This window comes from Colwellia ponticola (assembly GCF_005885605.1).
In the GTDB taxonomy this organism is placed as follows: Bacteria; Pseudomonadota; Gammaproteobacteria; order Enterobacterales; family Alteromonadaceae; genus Colwellia; species Colwellia ponticola.
Genome location: NZ_SZVP01000001.1, coordinates 51910 through 73933, shown reverse-complemented (window position 1 = coordinate 73933; position 22024 = coordinate 51910). Strand labels below are relative to the sequence as shown.

18 protein-coding genes are annotated in these 22024 nt (G+C 38.6%); 13 read left to right on the top strand and 5 right to left on the bottom strand.

Features of this window, described 5'->3' with window-relative positions; all coding sequences use genetic code 11:
* The first annotated feature begins 190 nt into the window (after positions 1-190).
* The 5 genes from rlmD to FCS21_RS00270 all read left to right on the top strand — a co-directional run bounded on the left by rlmD (position 191) and on the right by FCS21_RS00270 (position 6051).
* The gene (gene rlmD, locus FCS21_RS00290) at positions 191-1663 is read left to right on the top strand and encodes a 23S rRNA (uracil(1939)-C(5))-methyltransferase RlmD (RefSeq protein WP_138620003.1); all 1473 of its coding nucleotides are present in this window, start codon (positions 191-193) and stop codon (positions 1661-1663) included.
* 52 nt (positions 1664-1715) lie between these two features.
* Positions 1716-3947, top strand: coding sequence for a GTP diphosphokinase (relA, locus tag FCS21_RS00285; RefSeq protein WP_138620002.1), 2232 nt, complete (start codon positions 1716-1718; stop codon positions 3945-3947).
* Positions 3948-4045: 98 nt separating this feature from the next.
* On the top strand, positions 4046-4891 hold the full coding sequence (mazG, locus tag FCS21_RS00280) for a nucleoside triphosphate pyrophosphohydrolase (protein WP_138620000.1): 846 nt from the start codon (positions 4046-4048) through the stop codon (positions 4889-4891).
* A gap of 91 nt (positions 4892-4982) precedes the next feature.
* Positions 4983-5603, top strand: a complete 621-nt coding sequence (locus tag FCS21_RS00275; protein WP_138619999.1) for an RNA methyltransferase — start codon at positions 4983-4985, stop codon at positions 5601-5603.
* A 55-nt stretch (positions 5604-5658) separates the two neighbouring features.
* Complete coding sequence (locus FCS21_RS00270) at positions 5659-6051, top strand: YbaN family protein (protein ID WP_138619997.1); 393 nt, start codon at positions 5659-5661, stop codon at positions 6049-6051.
* A gap of 43 nt (positions 6052-6094) precedes the next feature.
* Here the strand turns inward: FCS21_RS00270 and FCS21_RS00265 are convergent, their stop codons facing one another.
* Positions 6095-6691 (bottom strand): DUF4202 domain-containing protein, encoded by a 597-nt coding sequence (locus tag FCS21_RS00265; RefSeq protein WP_138619996.1) that lies wholly within the window; start codon positions 6689-6691, stop codon positions 6095-6097.
* 364 nt (positions 6692-7055) lie between these two features.
* Between FCS21_RS00265 and pyrG the strand changes: the two genes are divergently transcribed.
* Positions 7056-8687 carry a CTP synthase gene (gene pyrG / locus FCS21_RS00260; RefSeq protein ID WP_138619995.1) on the top strand — a complete coding sequence of 544 codons (1632 nt, stop codon included), beginning with the start codon at positions 7056-7058 and terminating at the stop codon, positions 8685-8687.
* 157 nt (positions 8688-8844) lie between these two features.
* A complete protein-coding gene (gene eno / locus FCS21_RS00255; protein ID WP_138619994.1) occupies positions 8845-10143 on the top strand; it encodes a phosphopyruvate hydratase in 1299 nt (432 codons plus the stop codon).
* Positions 10144-10674: 531 nt separating this feature from the next.
* On the opposite strand, the gene FCS21_RS00250 is transcribed toward eno, so the two are convergent.
* Both FCS21_RS00250 and tal read right to left on the bottom strand, forming a co-directional pair.
* Entirely contained in the window at positions 10675-11478 is an 804-nt protein-coding gene (locus FCS21_RS00250; RefSeq protein WP_138619992.1) for an alpha/beta fold hydrolase, read from the bottom strand.
* A gap of 155 nt (positions 11479-11633) precedes the next feature.
* Positions 11634-12596 (bottom strand): transaldolase, encoded by a 963-nt coding sequence (tal, locus tag FCS21_RS00245; RefSeq protein WP_138619991.1) that lies wholly within the window; start codon positions 12594-12596, stop codon positions 11634-11636.
* Between the two features lie 275 nt (positions 12597-12871).
* Here tal and yaaA point away from each other — a divergent pair, with 275 nt between their 5' ends.
* From yaaA to FCS21_RS00230, 3 genes are all read left to right on the top strand, one after another.
* Positions 12872-13645, top strand: coding sequence for a peroxide stress protein YaaA (yaaA, locus tag FCS21_RS00240; protein ID WP_138619990.1), 774 nt, complete (start codon positions 12872-12874; stop codon positions 13643-13645).
* Positions 13646-13765: 120 nt separating this feature from the next.
* Positions 13766-14299 (top strand): TIGR03546 family protein, encoded by a 534-nt coding sequence (locus tag FCS21_RS00235; RefSeq protein ID WP_138619988.1) that lies wholly within the window; start codon positions 13766-13768, stop codon positions 14297-14299.
* Entirely contained in the window at positions 14299-16101 is a 1803-nt protein-coding gene (locus tag FCS21_RS00230; protein WP_138619987.1) for a TIGR03545 family protein, read from the top strand. The genes FCS21_RS00235 and FCS21_RS00230 overlap by 1 nt, the downstream gene beginning before the upstream one ends.
* 164 nt (positions 16102-16265) lie before the next feature.
* Here FCS21_RS00230 and srmB read toward each other — a convergent pair whose 3' ends face one another.
* Positions 16266-17519, bottom strand: coding sequence for an ATP-dependent RNA helicase SrmB (srmB, locus tag FCS21_RS00225; RefSeq protein WP_138619986.1), 1254 nt, complete (start codon positions 17517-17519; stop codon positions 16266-16268).
* A 224-nt stretch (positions 17520-17743) separates the two neighbouring features.
* On the bottom strand, positions 17744-18262 hold the full coding sequence (gene fldB, locus FCS21_RS00220) for a flavodoxin FldB (protein ID WP_138619984.1): 519 nt from the start codon (positions 18260-18262) through the stop codon (positions 17744-17746).
* A gap of 217 nt (positions 18263-18479) precedes the next feature.
* Here fldB and dsbC point away from each other — a divergent pair, with 217 nt between their 5' ends.
* The 3 genes from dsbC (at position 18480) to FCS21_RS00205 (ending at position 21980) form a co-directional block, all read left to right on the top strand.
* Positions 18480-19274, top strand: a complete 795-nt coding sequence (gene dsbC, locus FCS21_RS00215) for a bifunctional protein-disulfide isomerase/oxidoreductase DsbC (protein ID WP_138619983.1) — start codon at positions 18480-18482, stop codon at positions 19272-19274.
* Positions 19275-19395: 121 nt separating this feature from the next.
* Positions 19396-21174: a single-stranded-DNA-specific exonuclease RecJ gene (recJ, locus tag FCS21_RS00210; protein WP_138619982.1), complete on the top strand. Its 1779-nt coding sequence runs from the start codon at positions 19396-19398 to the stop codon at positions 21172-21174.
* Between the two features lie 80 nt (positions 21175-21254).
* Positions 21255-21980 carry an ABC transporter permease gene (locus tag FCS21_RS00205; protein ID WP_138619981.1) on the top strand — a complete coding sequence of 242 codons (726 nt, stop codon included), beginning with the start codon at positions 21255-21257 and terminating at the stop codon, positions 21978-21980.
* The last annotated feature ends 44 nt before the right edge of the window (positions 21981-22024 follow it).

Sequence of the window (22024 nt, the reverse complement as noted above, 5' to 3'; positions counted from 1 at the left end):
TAATTCATTATCCAATTTAACATAAATACTACCAAACAGATCAATAAATTGCTTATTAGCTAATTCTATCAGTAGCGATCAATTTATCGTTCTGATGTTTCAATAACGGTTACTTGAGTATACGTTTTAGGCAAAAAGCGTAGGTAATAAGTTAGATGTAAGTAAAGTTAGCATAACCTCTAGGGTACGCATGGCAAATTATTTTAAAGCAGCAGTAAAAGCAACCGAAAAAAACAAACGATTAACGGTCAGTATAGATAAGCTTGATATGAACGGTGTTGGTGTTGCTCGCTGGCAAAACAAACCTGTCTTTATTGCTGGTGCTTTACCCAACGAAACCGTTGAAGTGCAAGTTATCGAACAAAAAAGTAAATATGTTCGCGCTAAACTGATTGCTGTTAATCAGCAAAGTGAGCAGCGAGTTATCCCTAAATGCCAGCATTTTGCTTTGTGTGGTGGTTGCGACTTACAAATGTTGGCGATAACAGCACAACTCGACTTTAAACAAGGTAAAGTGAGTGAGCTTTTTTCACGTAGCTTTAGTGCTCAAAAATTGGCGAGTACAGTAACGCCAACAACACTACCTTGGCAGCCTGCTATCATAAGTAACCCTTGGCATTATCGTCGTAAAGCACGCATTGGTGTTCAGTTTGATAAAAAATCACATGCGATCATCGGTTTTAGACAAAAAGGAACCAATGACTTAGCGTCTATTAAATCTTGCCCTGTACTGGTTGAGCCACTTGATGCTATTTTTCCGCTACTGAAAAAGCTATTGGCGCAATTAACGGTACAATCAGCGATTGGTCATATAGAAGTAATACAGGCTGATATTACTAAAGGTGGTAATGTTGAAGATAAGAGCATTGAAAGTAAAACTACTGACAACGATAAGGTTGAGCTAGGGATAGTTGACGCTGATTCGAACAAGGGGCTTGTTAACCATAATCAAGTTGTGCTGGTTGTTCGACAACTAAAAGCGATGAATGATGCTGATATTGAGCTATGGCAGCGGTACGCACAGCAACATAATTGGCATGTCATGATTGATGATGGTCACAAACAACAACCGCTTGTTGCTAAAAATACTACATCGCAACTATTTTATACCTTAGCAGACAATAATAAAATTAACTTTGCCAGTAGTGATTTTATTCAAATTAACCACCAGGTTAATAATGCGATGATTAGCCAAGCTTTAGCTTGGTTAGCTATTTCACCTGCCGATACTGTGCTAGATTTATTTTGTGGTTTGGGAAATTTTAGCTTAGCGCTAGCAAATAAAGCCAAGTTTGTTATTGGTGTTGAGGGCGTGCAAGTGATGGTTGATAAAGCAACCGATAACGCCCAGCACAATGGCTATAATAATTGTCAGTTTTATCAAGCTGACTTAAACAGTGATTGGTTAACACAGTCATGGGCTAGTGCGCAGGTTTTTGATAAAGTATTACTTGATCCCGCAAGAGCTGGGGCAGAGCAAGCAGTGGGTCAAATTGCCACTTTAAAAATACCTAAGGTACTCTATGTAAGCTGTGATCCAGCAACCTTAGCAAGAGATAGTGCAATATTGATTGCTCAAGGCTATAAGCTTGAAAAAATATCACTCATGGATATGTTTTCACAAACAAAGCATGTTGAGACTATGGTATTGTTTACTCAATAATACTTATTATTCGATAATCTTTACATTACCTTACAAGGATAAAGGGATATCTATGGTTTCCGTGCGTAAATTACATAAGATAACGAAGCAAAGCTTTGAGCAGTGGTTAAGCAATTTGACATTGAGCGATGTGAAAGCCAACGCCTTGTCGGATTTATGGCTACAGGTGTCTCAGTTTTATCAGCATGAAAGCTCAGTAAATTCTTTAACTGATGAAAAACTTGCATTACTGCATAAAAGTATGGAAATGGTCGAGATTTTAAGTGCTTTAAATCTTGATGCAGACTCCTTAGTTGCCGCGTTTATGTCTCCCTTGTTAAACAATAATATTATTGACATAGAATTTGTTAAAGAGCACTTTACTCAAGATATTGTCACGCTTTGTCAAGGCGTTGAGCAAATGGCAGCTATTAAAGCGTTACGACAACAAAATAATCAATCAACCGATCAAGCCCCTCAAAATATAGATAATATTCGTCGAATGTTATTAGCAATGGTTGATGATGTTCGTGCAGTAGTGATTAAGTTAGCTGAACGATTATGTGATTTACGTGAAAAGAAAAATAGTGATGAAGAAACCCGAGTATTAGTAGCCAAAGAGAGTGCTAATATTTATGCACCGCTATCGAATCGTTTAGGCATAGGGCAATTAAAGTGGGAATTAGAAGATATCTCCTTTCGTTACCTTCATCCTCAGGTTTATCAAAAAATAGCTAAATTACTAGATGAAACTCGCTTAGAGCGAGAGCAATACATGGCGAGCTTTGTTAGCTGCTTAGGGGGAGAACTTGATGCACTTGCTATTAAGAGCGAGGTTTATGGTCGACCTAAACATATTTACAGCATTTGGAAAAAAATGCAGCAAAAGTCACTTGATTTTGAACAACTGTTTGATGTGCGGGCAGTGCGTGTAGTCGTTGAAAAAGTACAAGATTGTTATTCTGCTTTAGGAGTTGTTCATACCAAGTGGCCACATATTGCTAGAGAGTTTTCTGACTATGTCGCTACGCCTAAAGGTAATGGCTATCAATCCATCCATACGGTAGTGATAGGGCCAGAAGGAAAGTCAGTTGAAGTACAGATCAGAACCAAACAAATGGATGATGATGCTGAACTTGGTGTCGCTGCACATTGGCGCTATAAAGAAGGTAATGCTAGCAGTAAAAGTAACAGTTTTGATGATAAAGTCGGCTGGTTAAGAAAAATATTACAATGGCAAGATGATGTTGCTGAAAGTGGCGAATTACTTGATGAATTGCGTAGTCAGGTTTTTGAAGATCGTATTTATGTATTTACCCCTGGTGGCGATGTTATTGATTTACCAATGGGATCAACGCCTTTAGATTTTGCTTACTACATTCACTCTAATGTTGGTCATTGTTGTATCGGGGCTAAAGTATTTGAGAAAATTGTCCCTTTTACCCACCGTTTACAAACGGGTGATCAAGTCACTATTCTCACCAGTAAGCAACCTAATCCAAGTCGCGATTGGCTTAACCCGAACTTAAACTATATTTATTCTACTCGTGCTCGCGCTAAAGTTCAGCACTTCTTTAAGTTACTCGATAGAGATAAATACATTGCTGAAGGCAAAGAGCTTTTGGACAGTGAAATAGCTAAACATGAGTTAGCGTCAATGAACTTACTCGCAGCGGCAAAACGTTTTAATATGAAGACCGTTGACGATCTTTATGCCGGTATTGGTACGGGGAACGTTAGATTGCAACAAGTGGTTAACTATTTTACTCAACTAGATAATAAGTTAAAACCGCCGGTTGAAATAGACCCCCAAAGTCTAGTAAAACAAAGCGCTACCAATAAAGTGTTAACACAAGAAGACAATGGTATTACCGTGTCAGGTGTGGGTAATTTACTGACTCATATGGCTAAATGCTGCCAACCTGTGCCGGGTGATAGTATTTCAGGCTTTATCACCCAAGGACGCGGTATTTCGGTTCATAGAGAAGATTGTGAGCAACTTGCTAATTCACTTAACTTGCAGCCTGAACGTTTTGTTGAAGTGCAGTGGGGCAATGATCATAAACAAAGTTATCAAGCGTCTATACAAATTATTGGTAGCGACAGACAAGGGCTTTTACGCGATATTTCGACCATTATTTCTAATGAAAGAGTTAGTATTGTTGGTATGGAAAGCCATACCAACAATGCCAAACAAACGATGAGTATGAATATAAAGCTTGAAGTAGAGAGTAGTGCATTATTAACACGTATTTTAGAGAAGTTACGCCAATTAGATGATATGACGCAGGTAAAGCGGCTTTAATTAACGTTAATGTAATCGATTTAAAATACGGCTAGTTGTTAAACGCGGCCACAGCAAGATTTTTTAATAATATATAAGTTCACTAAGAAGAAAAGACTATGCTAAATGAACAAGCTTCAATAGAAAAACTACGTTGGATCATGGCAGAGCTGCGCGATCCTAAAACGGGTTGTCCATGGGATATTAAACAAGATTTCGCCTCGATAACCAGTCACACCTTAGAAGAAGCTTACGAAGTGGTTGATGCAATCGAACAAGGTGACTTTGCTGAGCTCGAAAAAGAACTCGGTGATTTACTTTTTCAGGTGATTTTTTATAGTCAACTGGGTAAAGAACAACAATACTTTGATTTTGATTCGGTAATCGCTGCTATTTGTGAAAAACTTATCAGGCGCCATCCTCACGTTTTTTCTCAGGCAGAGTTAACAACCGATGAAGACGTTAAAGCTAATTGGGAAAATGAGAAAGCACTCGAAAGACAACAAAAAAATCAAAAAGCATTAGCCCATGCTGGCGGCTCCAGTGATTTAACTCCCTTGAGTATTTTGGCTGATATTCCGAAAAACTTACCGGCTTTATCACAAGCGGCAAAAATTCAAAAACGATGTGCTCATGTTGGTTTTGATTGGGACAATATGACCGACGTTTTTGCTAAAATTGAAGAAGAAGTACAAGAAGTCAAAGACGAGCTGACCGCTGGTTCGCTTAATAAAACAGCGCTAGCTGAAGAGTTAGGTGATTTAATGTTTGCCGTTGTTAACTTATGTCGACATGCTAAAGAAGACCCAGAAACTTTGCTACGTAAAGCCAATCAAAAATTTACTAAACGCTTTGTTGGTGTTGAAACACAAGTAAACCAATCCGGTAAAGGCTTTACTGAACATGACTTAGCTGAGCTAGAAAACTATTGGCAACAAGTTAAAAACCAAGAAAATAAAAATTAACATGTCTCTTTAACACTCTGTTGAATTAGTTAAATAGTTCTGCTTCATTACGTAAACAGCTTTAGTACAGTGAATTAGCGAAATAGAAAATATGACCCGTAATATGAACGATAAGAATCACCAAGAAAAAGCGCACATCTCAATTGCGTTAACTAACCCTAAAAGTCCTACTAATGTCGGTGCGGTAATGCGCGCGGCAGGTTGTTATCAAGCTGACCAAGTACTTTATACGGGGAGGCGTTATGAACAAGCAGCTAAGTATAATAAAGATACTTTAAAGACAGATACCAAGAATGCACAAGATAAAATACCATTAGTGGCGGTCGACGACTTTATCAATATTAAAGACTTAGTGGAAAACATTCCTAAGACCGCTAAAATTATCTGTGTAGATTTAGTTGAAGGCGCGATACCGCTGCCACATTTTGTTCATCCGCAGCAGGCGGTTTATATTTTTGGCCCAGAAGATGGCACTATAAAACAACAAGTGATTGATTGTGCCGATGATGTTGTTTATGTACCTACCGTAGGGTGTATGAATTTAGCGGCATCAGTAAATGTATTACTTTATGACCGTTTGGCAAAATCAATGGTCGGGCAAAACACGGGGCAATTAACTGATACGCAATTAGCAGGCGCTAAGCTGGCAGACAACGAGTTAATTCGTCGCAGTCGTGATACCAATAATACCGTGAAAGTGAAGCAGTGTTAGTATGTTACGATATAAGCTAAGCTAACTTAATCGCTATATAAAATAGGGGGCTTGTATGGCATATCAATTAGCCCAAGCAGGCAGTAAAGGCAAAGTGTTACTCTTAAAAATAATAGGAATATTGTTTGTTGGTTTAGCTATGTTAGGGGTGTTACTACCTATTTTGCCGACCACGCCTTTTTTATTGGTGGCAGCAGCTTGTTTTGCTAAATCTTCTCCTAAAATGCAGCGCTGGTTGTTAGCCAATAAAACCTTTGGTCCATTAATTCATGATTGGCAAAAGTACCGAAGTATTCCAAGAAAAGCGAAACGTATTGCCTTATTAACCATGATACTTTCGTTATCTTGGTCAGCGTTTATGCTACAAAATGCCATGTTAACAGCACTTGTCGTAGCATTGATGTTAGGGCCATTTATTTTTGTTTTTCGCTTACCAGAAAGCAAGTAGTTAGCTAACGTATGCTGTGATTTATGCGATTAACTAAATATCGCTAAGAAAGTGCCTTAGTGACTATCGCCGCTAAATGCTCAGGTAAGGCTAGCCCTAACGCAATATCATGTGCTTGTGGCGACATTTTTTTCCACGTTAACTGCACAATACGCACAATCTTCGCTTCATTATCTTGTTGTATGTATTTAGTCGCAAAATCATCAAAGTAATGCATCATAAATACTAAACAAGCGACATCTTCTAATGTTTGTGTATCGGTATTAGTTTGTAAGTTCTCTTTTCTAATAATACTGGCGCATTGTTTTGATTCTGCGACTGAATAACCCTGTTTAAGCATAATACTGGCCGTAAGCTCAGCATGAAATTTACCTTGTGCAATTCTCCATTGGTAATAACCGGCTTTTCCTTCACTAAACTCAGTACGTTTTAGCTGCCAGCGTTTTATATGTTGTGCTCTAACCGCTATTTGTAATACTTCATTTGCTTGAGGCCAATAGCGCTGTAAACAGTCCGTCATTTGTTGTCCGTACACTAACTCTTTTGCTTGGTTGCTCCCTTGGTATGATATTACATTAGGGTCTTGGCGATTAATGTCGTCAATAGCTGATAAGGTATTGTTTAATTTGTCTATAGTCATAGTTAAGTCAGTTCAGTTATATTTTTTTCAATGGTGGTATTATACCCATCTACAGATAAGAAAAGCATTAACCGTATTCTTAAGTGAGCAATAAAATAATTAAAATATAAATTTATAACCATAATAGCTAGTAGTTATTGTTACTCCTTTCGCTTTTACGTATAATACTTTCCCGTCCTGCTTGTTTGACAAAACCCCAATTTCCACTAAATAACATTTATGCGAATTATGTAGTTAAATATGTATTTACAACTTATTTAACACTGACGTATGTTTTTGTTTATATAAGTTTTTTTGAAATTGCGTTTACTAAATATTAACAAACAAAGCACAAAATTCTGTTTTTTCTGACATCGGTGTAAACATGACAACTAGATATATTTTTGTAACTGGCGGTGTAGTATCGTCTCTTGGTAAAGGTATTGCCGCAGCCTCGTTAGCCGCAATTCTTGAAGCACGTGGTTTAAAAGTCACTATGCTAAAACTTGACCCGTATATTAACGTTGATCCAGGCACCATGAGCCCAATACAGCATGGCGAAGTTTTTGTTACCGATGACGGCGCAGAAACCGACCTTGATTTAGGTCATTATGAACGTTTTATTCGTACCAAAATGACCAAGCGTAATAACTTTACTTCAGGTCGTATTTATCAAGATATCTTAGCGCGTGAGCGTCGAGGTGAATTTTTAGGTGCAACAATCCAAGTTATTCCTCATATCACTAATGATATTAAGCGACGTATTGTTGAAGGTGCTGAGGGTTACGATATTGCCATGGTTGAAATAGGCGGTACAGTGGGTGATATGGAATCACAACCATTTTTAGAAGCAATTCGCCAATTAGCGTTAGAAGTAGGTCGAGCTCGCGCTATGTTTATGCACCTTACTTTAGTACCCTACTTAGCGGCTGCAGGTGAAATTAAAACTAAGCCGACTCAGCATTCAGTAAAAGACTTACGCTCTATTGGTATTTTACCTGATATTTTAGTGTGTCGTTCAGACCGTGTTATTCCTAACTCAGAGCGCGCCAAAATATCATTATTTACTAACGTTGAAGAAAAAGCAGTGGTGTCAATGCGTGATGTTGACAGTATTTATAAAATTCCAGCGTTATTAAAAGCCCAAGGCACCGATGAAATAGTGGTTAAACGCTTTGGTTTAGATGTACCTGAAGCAGACTTAAGCGAATGGGAAGAAGTGCTTTATCATGAAGCCAACCCGAAAGGCGAAGTGACCATTGGTATGGTGGGTAAGTACATTGAATTACCAGACGCCTATAAATCAGTAAACGAAGCCTTAAAACATGCCGGACTTAAAAATCAAGTTACCGTTAATATCAAATACATTGACTCACAAGATGTCGAAGTCAAAGGTATTGAAATTTTAGCTGAACTTGATGCAATTTTAGTACCCGGTGGTTTTGGTGAACGTGGCGTTGAAGGTAAAATTGCAGCAGCTAAATATGCCCGTGAAAACAAAGTACCTTATCTAGGTATCTGTTTAGGTATGCAAGTGGCGCTCATTGAATTTGCTCGTAACGTTGCTGGTTTAACTGATGCACACAGTACTGAATTCAACCAAGAAACACCTTACCCAGTCGTTGGCTTAATCAACGAATGGTTAGACAAAGAAGGTCAAGTTGAATACCGCAGTGAGCAGTCAGACTTAGGTGGCACCATGCGCTTAGGCTCACAGCTATGTCACTTAATTAAAGGTACTAAAGCGTGTGAGATTTACGGTAGCGAAACGATTCATGAAAGACATCGTCATCGTTATGAAGTCAATAATAATTACCGTGAACAGTTAACTAAAGCAGGTTTAATCTTCTCAGGTTTATCAGCAGATAAGAGCTTAGTTGAAATGATTGAAGTTGCTGACCACCCTTGGTTTGTTGCCGGTCAATTCCACCCAGAATTTAACTCTACGCCACGCGATGGTCACCGTTTATTCGAAAGTTTTATTGCCACTACTTTTGAATTAAAAAAGAGTAAATAACTCACCACTAAAACCGTAGCTATTGCTACGGTTTTAGGTTTAGGTCTAGTAATAATAGAGGTTGCTTGTCATCGCACTGAGTAACCACCTAAGTTTACACATTAACTTTATTGCTCAGCACGTTGTTTGAGCGTCATAAAAATCAGTAGGAATGATAATGTCAAAAATTAGCAAAATTTTAGCACGTGAAATCATGGATTCTCGTGGTAACCCAACAGTTGAAGCCGATGTATACCTAGAATCAGGCGCCTTTGGTCGTGCTGCAGCTCCTTCTGGCGCATCTACAGGTTCACGTGAAGCGCTTGAATTACGTGATGGTGATAAAGAACGTTATTTAGGTAAAGGCGTTTTAAATGCTGTTGCCGCTATTCGTAATGACATTGCTCCTGCACTTATTGGCCAAAGTGCGTTAGCACAAGTTAGCATTGACCAAATCATGATTGATTTAGATGGTACTGAAAACAAAGAAAAATTTGGTGCCAACGCAATTTTAGCCGTGTCTTTAGCGGTTGCTAAAGCAGCAGCAGCCGATAAAGGCGTGCAATTATTTGAACACATCGCTGACTTAAATGGCACCCCAGGCGTATACAGCTTACCCGTACCAATGATGAACATCATCAATGGTGGTGAACATGCTGATAACAACGTCGATATTCAAGAGTTTATGATCCAACCAGTTGGCGCTAAAAACTTTAGCCAAGCATTACGTATGGGCGCTGAAGTATTCCACGCGCTGAAAAAAGTGTTATCAGATAAAGGCTTAAGCACTTCTGTTGGTGATGAAGGTGGTTTCGCGCCTGACCTAGCGTCAAATGCTGATGCCTTAGCCGTTATTAAAGAAGCGGTATCTGCTGCAGGTTATACACTAGGTACGGATATCACTTTAGCATTAGATTGTGCTGCATCAGAATTTTATGACAACGAAAAAGGTATTTACGACCTTAAAGGTGAAGGCAAGCAATTCACCTCAAACGAATTCTCTGACTTCTTAGGTGAACTTTGTAACCAATACCCTATCGTGTCAATTGAAGATGGCTTAGATGAGTCTGATTGGGATGGTTTTAAATACCAAACTGATTTACTTGGCGATAAAGTACAAATCGTTGGTGATGATTTATTTGTAACGAACACCAAAATATTAAAAGAAGGTATCGATAAAAATATCGCTAACTCAATTTTAATTAAGTTCAACCAAATTGGTAGCTTAACAGAAACATTAGCGGCGATTAAAATGGCCAAAGATGCGGGTTACACAGCGGTTATCTCTCACCGTAGTGGTGAAACTGAAGATGCAACCATTGCCGATTTAGCGGTAGGTACTGCTGCAGGTCAAATCAAAACCGGTTCTTTATGTCGTTCTGACCGTGTCTCTAAGTATAACCAATTATTACGTATTGAAGAATTCTTAGGTGATAAAGCTATCTACAATGGCTTGTCTGAAATTAAAGGCCAATAATAATTAATCCTTTTGCTTCTTAGGTTTATCACTTTGTTGTTTGTGCTTATTGACTCGGTTCAACGCCGCGTAAGCACCTTGTTATCAAACTAAGTCGCTTTAATTTTAATTGTTATCTGTTAGTACTAATAGAAAAAGCACGCTTGTTCCTGTAAAGGCAAGCGTGCTTTTTTTATATCGACAGATTTTATAATACTGAGTTGATTAAATTTTTTCCCAACTCAGCGCTATGCTCTATGTGTAATCACAAGGCGAATTTTTCGGTTTAATCACTCTACATCAAATAACTTTAACGCGGTTAGTGTGCCTCGAGCAAGCTCCCAAGGGGGCAAGTACCCAATAAAAGGTAAAGGCTTACAGGCGGCGTTATTGATTTTGACAAGGACGCTACACGCAGGTAGCTTATTAGGAATGCAGGAGCACATTCTCCTGAATGACCATGCTCTTCAATCAATGCCTTGCCGCTAAAGCTTTTAATTCGTGCTGAGTGGGAAAGCACTTAATCAACTTGGTATAACTGTCATGTCAGCGTTAGCTATCAGGAAAATCACTGATAATGTCACTAATTAATTTAGCGGTTTGCTCTGGACTTTCCAGTGGAAACATATGACCACCAGGCATGGTGGTTAGTTTTATGTGCTTATTTAATTTAGTAAAGCGCTGAAAGATCTCATGCGGAAAAGTATCGGTACTTTCAGCGTGAACTAGTGTGGCAGGTATTGTTAATTTATTTTTGTAACGGGCTAAATTCGAAGGAATATTTCTAAAAATATTAGCTTCAATTTGCGCATCAAAAACGAGTTCTAACTGATTGTTACGCTGACAAATTCCGTGCGTTATGTAATCAGCCAAACAGCGACTATCAAAGTTTCTAAACAGTTTTCTTTTAGAAAAACCTAAACCTACATCAGCGCCTAACGGCCAATGACTACGACGTTTTTTAGCAAGACCTGCGGGGCTAAACTTATCTATCCATTTTGTCTTTTTCAATAGCCTAATCGTTAACGCATTAATGCCACTTAAGACCGGCGGGTCTAGCATAATAAGACCTTTGAATAAGTCTGGTCGCTGACAGCAGGCAAGAAAAGAGATGACACCGCCAAAAGAGTGACCAACACAAATAGCTTTTTTACCGTCAAGCTGCTGCTCTTCAACAAAAGTTATTAACTCTTCAACTTGAGCCTGCCAGTTATGATTAACGGGTTTGTTAGCGTTATGTCCATATTTTTCTAAGGCGACAACCTGCATACTGTCAGGTAAGTAACTAAATAACGTTTTATAGCTACCTGCTGGAAAGCCATTGGCGTGGGAAAAAACGATAATATCTTTTGACATGAGATCAGTTTATAAAGAAAAGTTAAGACAAAACTTAAACGGGTGTTTGATTTTTGTCAATAGGAGAGTTATATCTGACTGAGATAACCGTTATAAAACGGTATAAAAAAGCCCAGAAAACTGGGCTTATTGGCAAGGTAATTTGAGTAAGCTTGTTAAAGCAGTTCAGTTAATTGTTGCTCAAGCTTTATTTGATCAATAGTAAAGTTACGAATACCTTCAGCTAATTTTTCTGTGGCCATGGCATCTTCATTCATCTGCCAGCGAAATTGTGCTTCGCTTAAAGGCGCTTGCTGTGTTGCTGTTGCTTGACTCGCTGTTAATTTTTGTACAACGTTTTCATTGCTACTAGCCAGTTCGTCCATTAATTGTGGACTAATCGTTAAACGATCACAGCCTGCTAATTCAAGAATTTCACCAGTGTTTCTAAAGCTAGCCCCCATTACTACTGTGTTATAACCTTGCTCTTTATAGTAGTTATAAATGCTGGTAACAGAGACAACACCAGGGTCTTCATGACTTGCATAATCATTGCGTCCAGTATCTTTTTTATACCAGTCTAAAATTCTACCGACGAATGGCGAAATTAAGTAAACACCGGCTTCTGCACTGGCTCGGGCTTGTGCAAAACTAAATAACAAAGTTAAGTTACAGTTAATACCTTCTTGCTCAAGCTGCTCTGCTGCCTTAATACCTTCCCAGGTTGAAGCCAGCTTAATTAAAATTCTATCGTTACTAATACCTGCTTCGTTATACATGGCTATCAGTTTGTGTGCTTTAGTAATTGAAGCCGCAGTATTAAAAGATAGTCTAGCATCGACTTCCGTTGAAATACGACCTGGAACCGTTTTTAAAATTTCTAAACCGATAAGCACAGACAACTTATCGGCGGCATCAATAACTTGCTGCGCTGCATCATCAGATTGTGTCTTAGCCCAAATAACAGAGTCTTTTACTAGTCCTTGATAATTAGGTAAAGAGGCTGCTTTTAGTAAAAGTGATGGGTTGGTGGTTGCATCTTGAGGCTGAAATTTTGCAATAGCTTCAATGTCACCTGTATCAGCTACAACAGTGGTCATTTTTTTCAATTGTGCAAGCTGTGAAGAAGAATTTGTCATGGCGTTACCTTAAATATTTCCTTGAAAGTTTATACATAATTAAACTAGATAATGAATGTAGCTGAAGAAATACTACAATATAAAAATAAAAAAGCACCCTTTAATTAGGTAATATTTAATAAGGCTGATGTATTTTTTGTTTTTCAACGCTTAAAAACGTTAACACTAGAGTAAAAATGCCAAGCTAAAAAGTGTTCAGGATTAAACGCTATTAAGTTTTGTAAAGCTTATGATATATTAGCTATTATTAAGTATTTACTGATTAGGTTTTAAGCATGTTACTTGTTGTTTCACCAGCGAAAAAGTTAGATTTTGAATCTCCCTTAGCGACAGAAAAATTTAGCCAACCCACCTTACTGGAACAAAGCCAGTTACTGATTGATGACTGTGTAAAGCTTACCCCAAGCGATATTGCTAGTTTGATGAAACTAAGCGATAAACTTGCCGGTTTAAACGCCGCTAGATTTGGTGAATGGTCAACGCCATTTACGCCAGCTAATGCTAGACAAGCTATTTTAAGTTTTAACGGTGATGTTTACACCGGGCTTGACGCACAAACCTTTAGTGAAGAAGATTTTGATTTTGCCCAACAACATTTTAGAATTTTATCTGGCTTATATGGTTTATTAAAACCCCTTGATTTAATACAAGCGTACCGCTTGGAAATGGGCTGTAAACTAAGTAATAGTCGCGGTGATAACTTATATCAATTTTGGGGCGATATAATCACTAACGAATTAAACCAAGCGATGAGTGAACAAAAAACGGACGTGCTTATTAACCTTGCTTCGACTGAATACTTTAAATCGGTCAATAAAAAATTGCTTAAAGGTACGATTATTACGCCAATATTTAAAGATTGGAAAAATGGCCAATATAAAATTATTAGCTTTTACGCTAAAAAAGCCCGTGGTCTTATGGCGCGCTATATTATCCAACATAAGTTAACTACGGTGGAGCAATTAACCGCATTTGATTTAGCGGGGTATCGTTATGATGAAACAATGTCTAAAGGTAATGATTGGGTATTTACCCGCAAAGAAAATTAAGTTTTTATAGTTAATTATTAACCGTAAACTGGCAGTGCTTTCGAGATTTTTTCGTCGCATACCAGTAACATTTTAGTTTGATATAACTTCAAACATAGCCAAACATTAACAGGAGGTGACATGTTAACTTTATTAGCCAAACTACTACATGCCTTAAACAGTGATAGTTCTATCAGGCAAATAGCCCTAGCCATAGCACTAGGTTTTATCGTTGGTTTATCGCCACTATTTACTTTACACAACATCGCTATTATTTTTTTTGTACTACTCATTAGAGTGCATTTAGGTAGCTTTATTCTAGCGGTTGGTTTTTTTTCAGGGCTTAGTTATTTATTATCTCCAGCTATTGTTAGTGTTGGTGAGTCGTTACTTACTCAGCCGGCTTTAGCGATATTTTTTACATCTTTATATCAATTCGACTGGTTTAAATTAGCCCATTGGCATCATACTTATGTGTTAGGAGCACTGGTGTTAGGCGTTGCTTTATGCGTACCTATCTACTTTACAAGTAAATTAATTATTGAGAAATATCGCGTGCATATCATGACTTTTTTCCAAAAATTTAGAATAGTTAAAGCATTAAAAGCCTCTAAATTTTATAGTTTATATAGTCGTTTTTCAGGTGAATCTAGCTTTACTAAAGGAGGCTTATAATGGCACGTTTTATTCGTTGGCAAGGCATGGTAGCCTTTTTTATCTTAAGTGTACTTATTGTAGGTTTATTCTATCTATTTGCCGAAAGCTTAGTGAAAGCCGCTATTGTTACTTCAGCAGAAAGTGCTTTTGGCGCAGAAGTGAATGTAGCAGACGTTGAACTGTCATACTCGCCGTTACAAATCAGTGTGCTGGGCTTACAAGTAACCGATAAAGATATGCCAACACATAATGTATTTAGTTTTGAGCGAGCCACTGCTGGTGTCGATGTATGGCAATACCTATTTGGTAAAATCATTGTGGATGAACTCACCGTAAGTCAATTAGCCTTTGCTGGCGTTAGGGCTAAAACCGGTGATGTTTACCAGAAAAGTGAAAGTAAAGACAAAAAAGACAGCTTGTCTGATAAAGCTAAAGCAATGTTACCAGCAATAGACAGGCAATTGCCTGATGTGAATACTGTGCTGAATGATAGTAATTTGCTAACGGTTAAAGCGAGCAATCAACTCAAAGACAGCTATGACATTGAGCAGGAAAAAATTAAAGCGCTGCAAGCAAAAATACCAGATAAAACTAAATTGGCCGCCTATCAAACGCAAGTAAAAGCGTTAGGGAAAATGAAAGTTAACTCGCTAGCAGATATAGAAAAGATAAAAGCAGCCTTTGAAGAAATTAAAACGGAGTTTAAAGCGGACCAAGCACTTGTGAATCAAGCTAAGCAACAAGTTGCAGAGACTAAAAACTTACTCACTGAACAGGTTAATGATCTAAAAGCGGCACCAACTAAAGACTGGCAACACATTAAACAAAAATATCAACTAGAGAGTATCGAAACTGAAGATTTCGCCCATATTATTTTTGGGGAAAAAGCGCGTGATTATGTGGAGAAAGCACGATGGGCTTATGATGCTATCTCACCAATGATGGCTAATATGAACAATGATGACAGTGTCGTCGTCGAAGAGAAGTCTCATGCTAAAGGTCGCTTTATCTTTTTTAAAGAGGCGCAACCATTACCTTCAGTATTAATTAAAAAGGCACTATTCTCGGTTCAGCTTGGACAAAATGCAATTACGGTCACGGGGAGTGAATTAACGCACCAACATTGGCTTAGAGGTAAAGATAGCTTAATTAATATTAACTCCGTTGATAATGGTGAACTTAAACTAACGAGTAACTTCAACTTAACAGAGTTAGGTGATTTTAATGGCGCGGGTCAATGGCTAGTTAACAATAGAGCATTACCTGATACTGAGTTAACAAAAAGCAAGGTGCTTAACTTATCACTGAGTACAGGGCAACTTGATGGTAAAGGTAACTTTACCTTGAAAAATAGTGACATCAGAGCGAGTAATCATTTCTCACTTGAGCAAGCAAGTTACCAAGGTACTGCGTCGTCTACTGTTACTAAGCTATTACTTGATACGGTTAAGTCTTTAGAGAGTTTAACGCTTGATGTTGGTGTAAATGGCCCAGTTACCAAGCCCAGCTTGACCATGGCTTCGTCGTTAAATGATGCATTAACAGGTGCGGTGAAAGAGCAACTTAGTGCCAAGTTAACTGATTTTAAAGGTAAGGTAAATAAAGGCTTAAATGACAAGTTATCGACGGCTTTAAAGTTAGGTGATAGTCAAACAGCACAACTACTTGATATTGAGGCCTTACTAACAGACACAGATAATGCGTTAAGTGATTTACAAAATTCAGATATTGTTAAGCAACAACAGCAAAAACTAGAAGATAAGCTTAAAGATAAAGCCAAAGATAAGTTAAAAGGAAAGTTGGGCGACTTGTTTGGTTAACGTCTTAGTCCGTTATTAATCATGCACTGATTTTGTGCTATAAATAAAAAGACCGGCTTGCTAATAGCAAACCGGTCTTTTTTTATTTTTTATTCGACGTTTGTGAAGTTTGTAATATGGCTTAGCGCGTTACTTTAGCTCACTCTTGCGAGAGGCTTTAAGTCTTACTTAGCTGCTTTGGATTTTTTAGCTTTTTTCTTTATTTGTTTCTTCGTTTTTGCTTTTTTCTGTGAGCTAGTCAGTTTAACTTTGACTTTTTTGTTAACTACGCGTGATTCTTTGTTATTAGGGCGTAAATCAGCGATAAATCTACGCTGTAGGCGCTCCTTAGTGTAACGCTCAATTTTTCCAATAACAGCCATATCGTGCGCTTCTACCAGAGAAATCGCTGTGCCTTTGTTACCAGCACGGGCTGTACGACCAATGCGGTGAATATAAATATCGACCTTACGTGGCATATCAAAATTAATAACATGGCTTATATCGTCAATATCCAAACCACGGGCAGCAACATCTGTTGCGACTAACACCTTAATTTCACCACTTTTAAAACGTTCAATAGCTTTATTACGCTTGTCCTGTGGCATTTTTCCTTCTAACCACACACACGGTAACTCTTCAGCATAAAGTTTTCCTGAAAGGTGCTGTACAGTTTCACGCTTATTGGCAAAAACTACCGTTCGCTCTACACCTTCCTGTTTGAGAATATTAACTAACATCTTGGTTTTATGGTCAAGGTTATCAGCTAGATGAATCCATTGATGAATAATGGCTTTTTCTTTACGTGAAGGGCTCGACTCTAAAAAGACTGGCTCATTAAGTACTTCATCGGCAAAACGCGTTACACCAGCACTGGCTAATGTCGCTGAAAATAGCATGGTTTGCTTACGCCAGCGAGCTTCGGCAACAATACGGTTAATCGCTTCACTAAAACCGAGATCTAACATGCGATCTGCTTCATCTAAAACCAGAATTTCTATTTCACGGGCATCAAACTGCTCATTTTCAATATATTCTAATAATCGACCTGGGGTGGCGACTAAAATATCAGTGGTGGTTGTTAATATATCAGCATGACTACCGTAATTAACGCCACCGGTAATTACCCCTGTTTTTATTTTGGTTAACTCGGTAAGTTGCTGACTATCTTCACCTATTTGTATCGCTAATTCACGCGTTGGCGTTAATATTAATACACGGGGAAAACCTGGCTGTGTGCGAGGGTAGTCTAATAAGTGTTGAGCAATAGGTAATAAAAATGCCGCTGTTTTCCCAGTACCGGTTGGTGCTGATGCTAATATATCTTTGCCAACCATCGCTTCAGGGATTACAAGTTCTTGAATTGAGGTAGGCTTGGTGTAACCAATTTTGTTGATACTGGCTAATAATTCAGAGTCTAGATCGAATTTCTCAAACATAAGGGATAGTTCACTAAGGGTTAATTAAGGTTTATATGGCGGCAATTATAGTAGTTTTAGCGCTGGCTGTAACTATTTATCGCAAGTGCAGTAAGTGGCAGTTTATTGTGCAATAAATTTACCACATAAATATACCAATAAAAGCTTTAAAGCACTCATTTTGAGGCTACTACGTTGACATAACTACGTTGAATTCTTTGAAGAAAACGTATGGCAGCACAATATTAAAGCAAATTGCTGTACTCGAGTAAGACTTGTTCACACCATACATCTAAACGTTCATCGGTTAAGTTGTACTGGCTGTCTTCGTCTAACGCTAAACCGACAAAATGACTACCATCAGCGGTTAACGCTTTAGAGGCTGAAAATTCATAACCTTCATTTGGCCAGTGTCCAATAACCGTAGCGCTTTGTGCTAGCACTTGCTCGTTTAACATGCCTAGTGCATCTTGAAACCATTCGGTGTAACCAATTTGATCGCCCATGCCGTATAAAGCAATGATCTTATCAGACAGGTCTAATTGATTTATATCACTCCAAATTGACTCCCAATCTTCTTGTAATTCACCGTAATCCCAGGTTGAAATACCGAAAATAATAAAGTCATAATCAAGGCATAGTGCTAACGCTTGATCTTTAATATTAATAATATCAACTAAGTCGGCCCCCATTATCGCCTGAATTTTTTCGGCAACTATCTCAGTGTAACAAGTTGTTGAACCATAAAATAAACCAATTTTCATTCTGCTATATCCAATGTCGGGGCGAGTGTGAGGTAATTTACTGAGATTTTACCAAAAACAACAACCTTTGTTTACAAGTTAATTCAAATAGTGTCTCATGGCTGTAATTTCTTTACCTGTACACAGGTCTATTGTGGTTAGTAAGGTAAATAGCGTAGCTACTTTACGATTCTTGTATTATTAATCCCGTCTTTTTTGGGCGTTTTTAGGAACCATTATGTTTAAAAAACTTATTATTGGTGCTGTATTTTCAGCGCTGTCATTGCCTTTGCTTTTATCAAATGCTCATGCGGAACAAGCGAATGTTCCTGTTACGCTAGCCAAACCAGCAAGTGATCCAACAGCGCTTGATGTAGATCTGTTAAAAGCAAAAATCAATCGCTCTTTAGGGCTAAAGGTGGTGAAAGCTGAAGCGACAGCCGTACCGGGTATTGCCTTACTTATTACCGATCAAGGCATGTTTTACGCCAGTTATGACGGTGAGTTTTTTATTCAAGGTAAAGTTTATAGTTTAGGTAATGCAACTGTCACTGATATTGCCGAAAAAAGCTTAGCTAAAATCCGCTTGGAAGGGTTAAAAACGTTTGAAGACGATATGATTGTTTACAAAGCAAAGGATGAAAAGTACGTGGTGTCGGTGTTTACTGATATTACCTGTGGCTACTGTCGTAAAATGCACGAACAAATGGCTGATTACAATGCCCGTGGTATTACCTTTCGTTACTTAGCTTACCCACGTTCAGGTATTAAAGATCGCAGTGGTGAATTAAGTCAAGGCTTTAAGGATTTACGTTCAGTATGGTGTAGTGACGACAGTGCACAAGCATTAACTAAAGCTAAGTCAGGTTCAGGTATTGCTTATAGAATTTGTGAATCACCCGTAGAAGCGCAGTTTAATTTCGGTCGTCAAATTGGCGTTAACGGTACCCCTGCCATTATTTTATCAAATGGCATGATGATCCCTGGCTATCAACCACCTGCACAATTAGAAGAGCTGTTAAAAAACAGTTAATTGATGCGTTACTAGCAGGTAAATAACGCTATTAAAGTACTTAGTGGCTTTCATTAAGTACTTTTTTTATGTTAAAAATTATGTACCAGCGCCTGCATTTGTAAAATTGAGAACAGATAATATGCATAAAAAAATTATTCGCCGAACCGCCGTATCGACTAGTCACTTACCCAATAACTTACCTGAAGTGATCAAACAAATTTATGCAACCCGTGGCATGCAATCGTCGCAAGAGCTTGAGTTAACTGTTGCGCGCTTGCAAGGTATGGTTGAAGAGACCGCTTTGCTTGGTATAGACCAAGCCTGTCAGTTACTACATCAGGCCTTGGTTGATAAAAAACGCATTGTCATTGTGGGTGATTTTGATGCCGATGGTGCGACTAGTACCGCCTTAATGATGGATGCGCTAAGCTTATTTAACAGCCATAACCATGACTTTATCGTGCCTAATCGGTTTGAATATGGCTACGGTCTAACGCCTGAGATTGTTGATATTGCCGCCCAGCAACAGGCACAAATGTTAATCACGGTAGATAACGGTATTAGCTGTATTGCTGGTGTAAAACGCGCCAAAGATTTAGGTATGCAAGTGATTGTTACCGATCATCATTTACCTGGACACGCACTACCGATTGCTGACGCTATTGTGAACCCTAATCAACATGGTTGTAATTTTCCTAGTAAATCCCTTGCTGGTGTCGGTGTTGCATTTTACCTAATGCTAGCGTTAAGAAAATATTGCCGAGAGCACAACTACTTTGCCGCACAAGGTATTGGCGAGCCTAATATTGCTCAATTATTAGATTTAGTCGCCTTAGGAACCGTGGCTGATGTTGTATCGTTAGATGCTAACAACCGCATTTTAGTGGCGCAAGGGCTAAAGCGTATTCGAGCAGGACAAACTCGACCAGGTATTCAAGCGCTTATTGAAATCGCCAATAAAAATCAACAAAGGCTTGTTGCCAGTGACTTTGGTTTTGCTCTTGGACCGCGCATCAATGCCGCTGGGCGTTTAGATGATATGTCTTATGGTATTAACTGCTTGTTAGCGAAGGATTTATCGAGTGCTCGCGTTATGGCCGCAGAGCTTGACGATTTGAATAAAACGCGCCGAGAAATAGAGCAAGGTATGCAACAAGAAGCTGAGCGCGTACTTACTTCACTTAATTTTGATGAAGTTAACTTACCTAGTGCTTTATCGCTTTTTCAAGCCGACTGGCACCAAGGCGTAATTGGTATTGTTGCAGGGCGTTTAAAAGAAAAGTTTCATCGCCCCTGTATTGTTTTTGCCAAAGCGAATGAAGCAGATAACGACCCACAGAATGCAGAAATTAAAGGTTCAGCACGCTCAATTCCTGGTTTACATATACGCGACTTACTTGAGCATATAGATAGCCAAAATCCAGGATTGATCAGTAAGTTTGGTGGTCATGCAATGGCGGCAGGGTTATCGATTAAACAAAAAGACTTTGCCCAATTTCAACAGCTTTTTAATACCATGGCAGGGCAGTGGCTAAAACCAGAAGATTTAGACAGTATTATACTTTCTGACGGTGAGTTAGACACAGAGTTACTTACCCTTGAATTTGCCGAACAATTACGTGAAGCTGGGCCGTGGGGACAAAATTTTTCAGAGCCTTTATTTGATGACACTTTTACTTTAGTGCAACAGCGCATAGTAGGTGAAAAACATTTAAAAATCGTGGTACAAAAAACAGCAATGAATAACGTTGGCATACAGAGCAAACAAGTGTTTGACGGCATAGCCTTTAATGTTGATATTAAAGCCTGGCCTAATGCGCAGGCTGATCAAGTTCACCTTGCTTATCGTCTTGATGTGAATGAATTTCGTGGTAAACGTACCGTGCAGTTAATGATAGAAGATATTCGCACTATATAACGCAGGCTATAATTAGCGACATTTATCGCTACTGCAAACAATAAACGCGAGGATTTAACGTTGAAAAGGAGAAATTAGCGTTGGAGCAAACACTTGAAACAATCTCACTAGCTAAGCTAGCGATTGCCTTTATACCGGTCGCTTTTGTTTTGATTATTCTCGCGTGTTGGTCACTACCGCAAAAGCGTACGCTACATGCGCTAGTGCGTATGTTAGTGCAACTATTGTTGGTCGGGTATGTGCTTAGTTACATTTTTGCCAGTGACAATGCTTGGATTATTGGCATTTTACTGCTTGTAATGGTGCTATTTTCAAGCTGGATTGCCTTAAATAATATAGAGTCATCACGAAAGTTGCTTTTTCATCGAGCCTTTCTCGCTATTTTTGTGAGTAGCCTTATTGTGTTGTTAGCGATCACCCAAGGTGTATTAAACCTCAGCCCTTGGCATCAAGCACAAACCTTAGTGCCTCTCGCTGGCATGGTTTTCGCCAATGGCATGAATAGTGTGAGCTTATGTGGCGAACGCTTTTTTGCCGAAGTTAAGCGCGGAGAAAACTATCAAAAAGCACGTAATATTGCCTTTAAAGCGTCGATGATCCCTAATATTAATGCTTTATTTGCCGTCGGTATTGTCTCGTTACCTGGCATGATGACAGGGCAAATTCTTGCTGGCGTTTCGCCTTTCATTGCTGCGCGTTATCAAATTATGGTGATGTGTATGGTGTTTGCTTCGGCAGGGCTGGCATCGGCAATTTTTTTAATACTAAATAAACCTAGCCACCCAACTACAAATACCTATCAATAAGATATTACTATGACGTATCAGTAACATCTTATGCCCGTCTTGCT

Bases quoted from the DNA above. Each gene is read 5' to 3' on its own strand.
- mazG (WP_138620000.1), top strand. From the start codon at position 4,046: ATGCTAAATGAACAAGCTTCAATAGAAAAACTACGTTGGATCATGGCA.
- fldB (WP_138619984.1), bottom strand. From the start codon at position 18,262: ATGAAAATTGGTTTATTTTATGGTTCAACAACTTGTTACACTGAGATA.
- FCS21_RS00275 (WP_138619999.1), top strand. From the start codon at position 4,983: ATGACCCGTAATATGAACGATAAGAATCACCAAGAAAAAGCGCACATC.
- eno (WP_138619994.1), top strand. From the start codon at position 8,845: ATGTCAAAAATTAGCAAAATTTTAGCACGTGAAATCATGGATTCTCGT.
- FCS21_RS00265 (WP_138619996.1), bottom strand. From the start codon at position 6,691: ATGACTATAGACAAATTAAACAATACCTTATCAGCTATTGACGACATT.
- rlmD (WP_138620003.1), top strand. From the start codon at position 191: ATGGCAAATTATTTTAAAGCAGCAGTAAAAGCAACCGAAAAAAACAAA.
- yaaA (WP_138619990.1), top strand. From the start codon at position 12,872: ATGTTACTTGTTGTTTCACCAGCGAAAAAGTTAGATTTTGAATCTCCC.
- srmB (WP_138619986.1), bottom strand. From the start codon at position 17,519: ATGTTTGAGAAATTCGATCTAGACTCTGAATTATTAGCCAGTATCAAC.
- dsbC (WP_138619983.1), top strand. From the start codon at position 18,480: ATGTTTAAAAAACTTATTATTGGTGCTGTATTTTCAGCGCTGTCATTG.
- tal (WP_138619991.1), bottom strand. From the start codon at position 12,596: ATGACAAATTCTTCTTCACAGCTTGCACAATTGAAAAAAATGACCACT.
- FCS21_RS00235 (WP_138619988.1), top strand. From the start codon at position 13,766: ATGTTAACTTTATTAGCCAAACTACTACATGCCTTAAACAGTGATAGT.
- FCS21_RS00230 (WP_138619987.1), top strand. From the start codon at position 14,299: ATGGCACGTTTTATTCGTTGGCAAGGCATGGTAGCCTTTTTTATCTTA.
- recJ (WP_138619982.1), top strand. From the start codon at position 19,396: ATGCATAAAAAAATTATTCGCCGAACCGCCGTATCGACTAGTCACTTA.
- FCS21_RS00270 (WP_138619997.1), top strand. From the start codon at position 5,659: ATGGCATATCAATTAGCCCAAGCAGGCAGTAAAGGCAAAGTGTTACTC.
- relA (WP_138620002.1), top strand. From the start codon at position 1,716: ATGGTTTCCGTGCGTAAATTACATAAGATAACGAAGCAAAGCTTTGAG.
- FCS21_RS00250 (WP_138619992.1), bottom strand. From the start codon at position 11,478: ATGTCAAAAGATATTATCGTTTTTTCCCACGCCAATGGCTTTCCAGCA.
- pyrG (WP_138619995.1), top strand. From the start codon at position 7,056: ATGACAACTAGATATATTTTTGTAACTGGCGGTGTAGTATCGTCTCTT.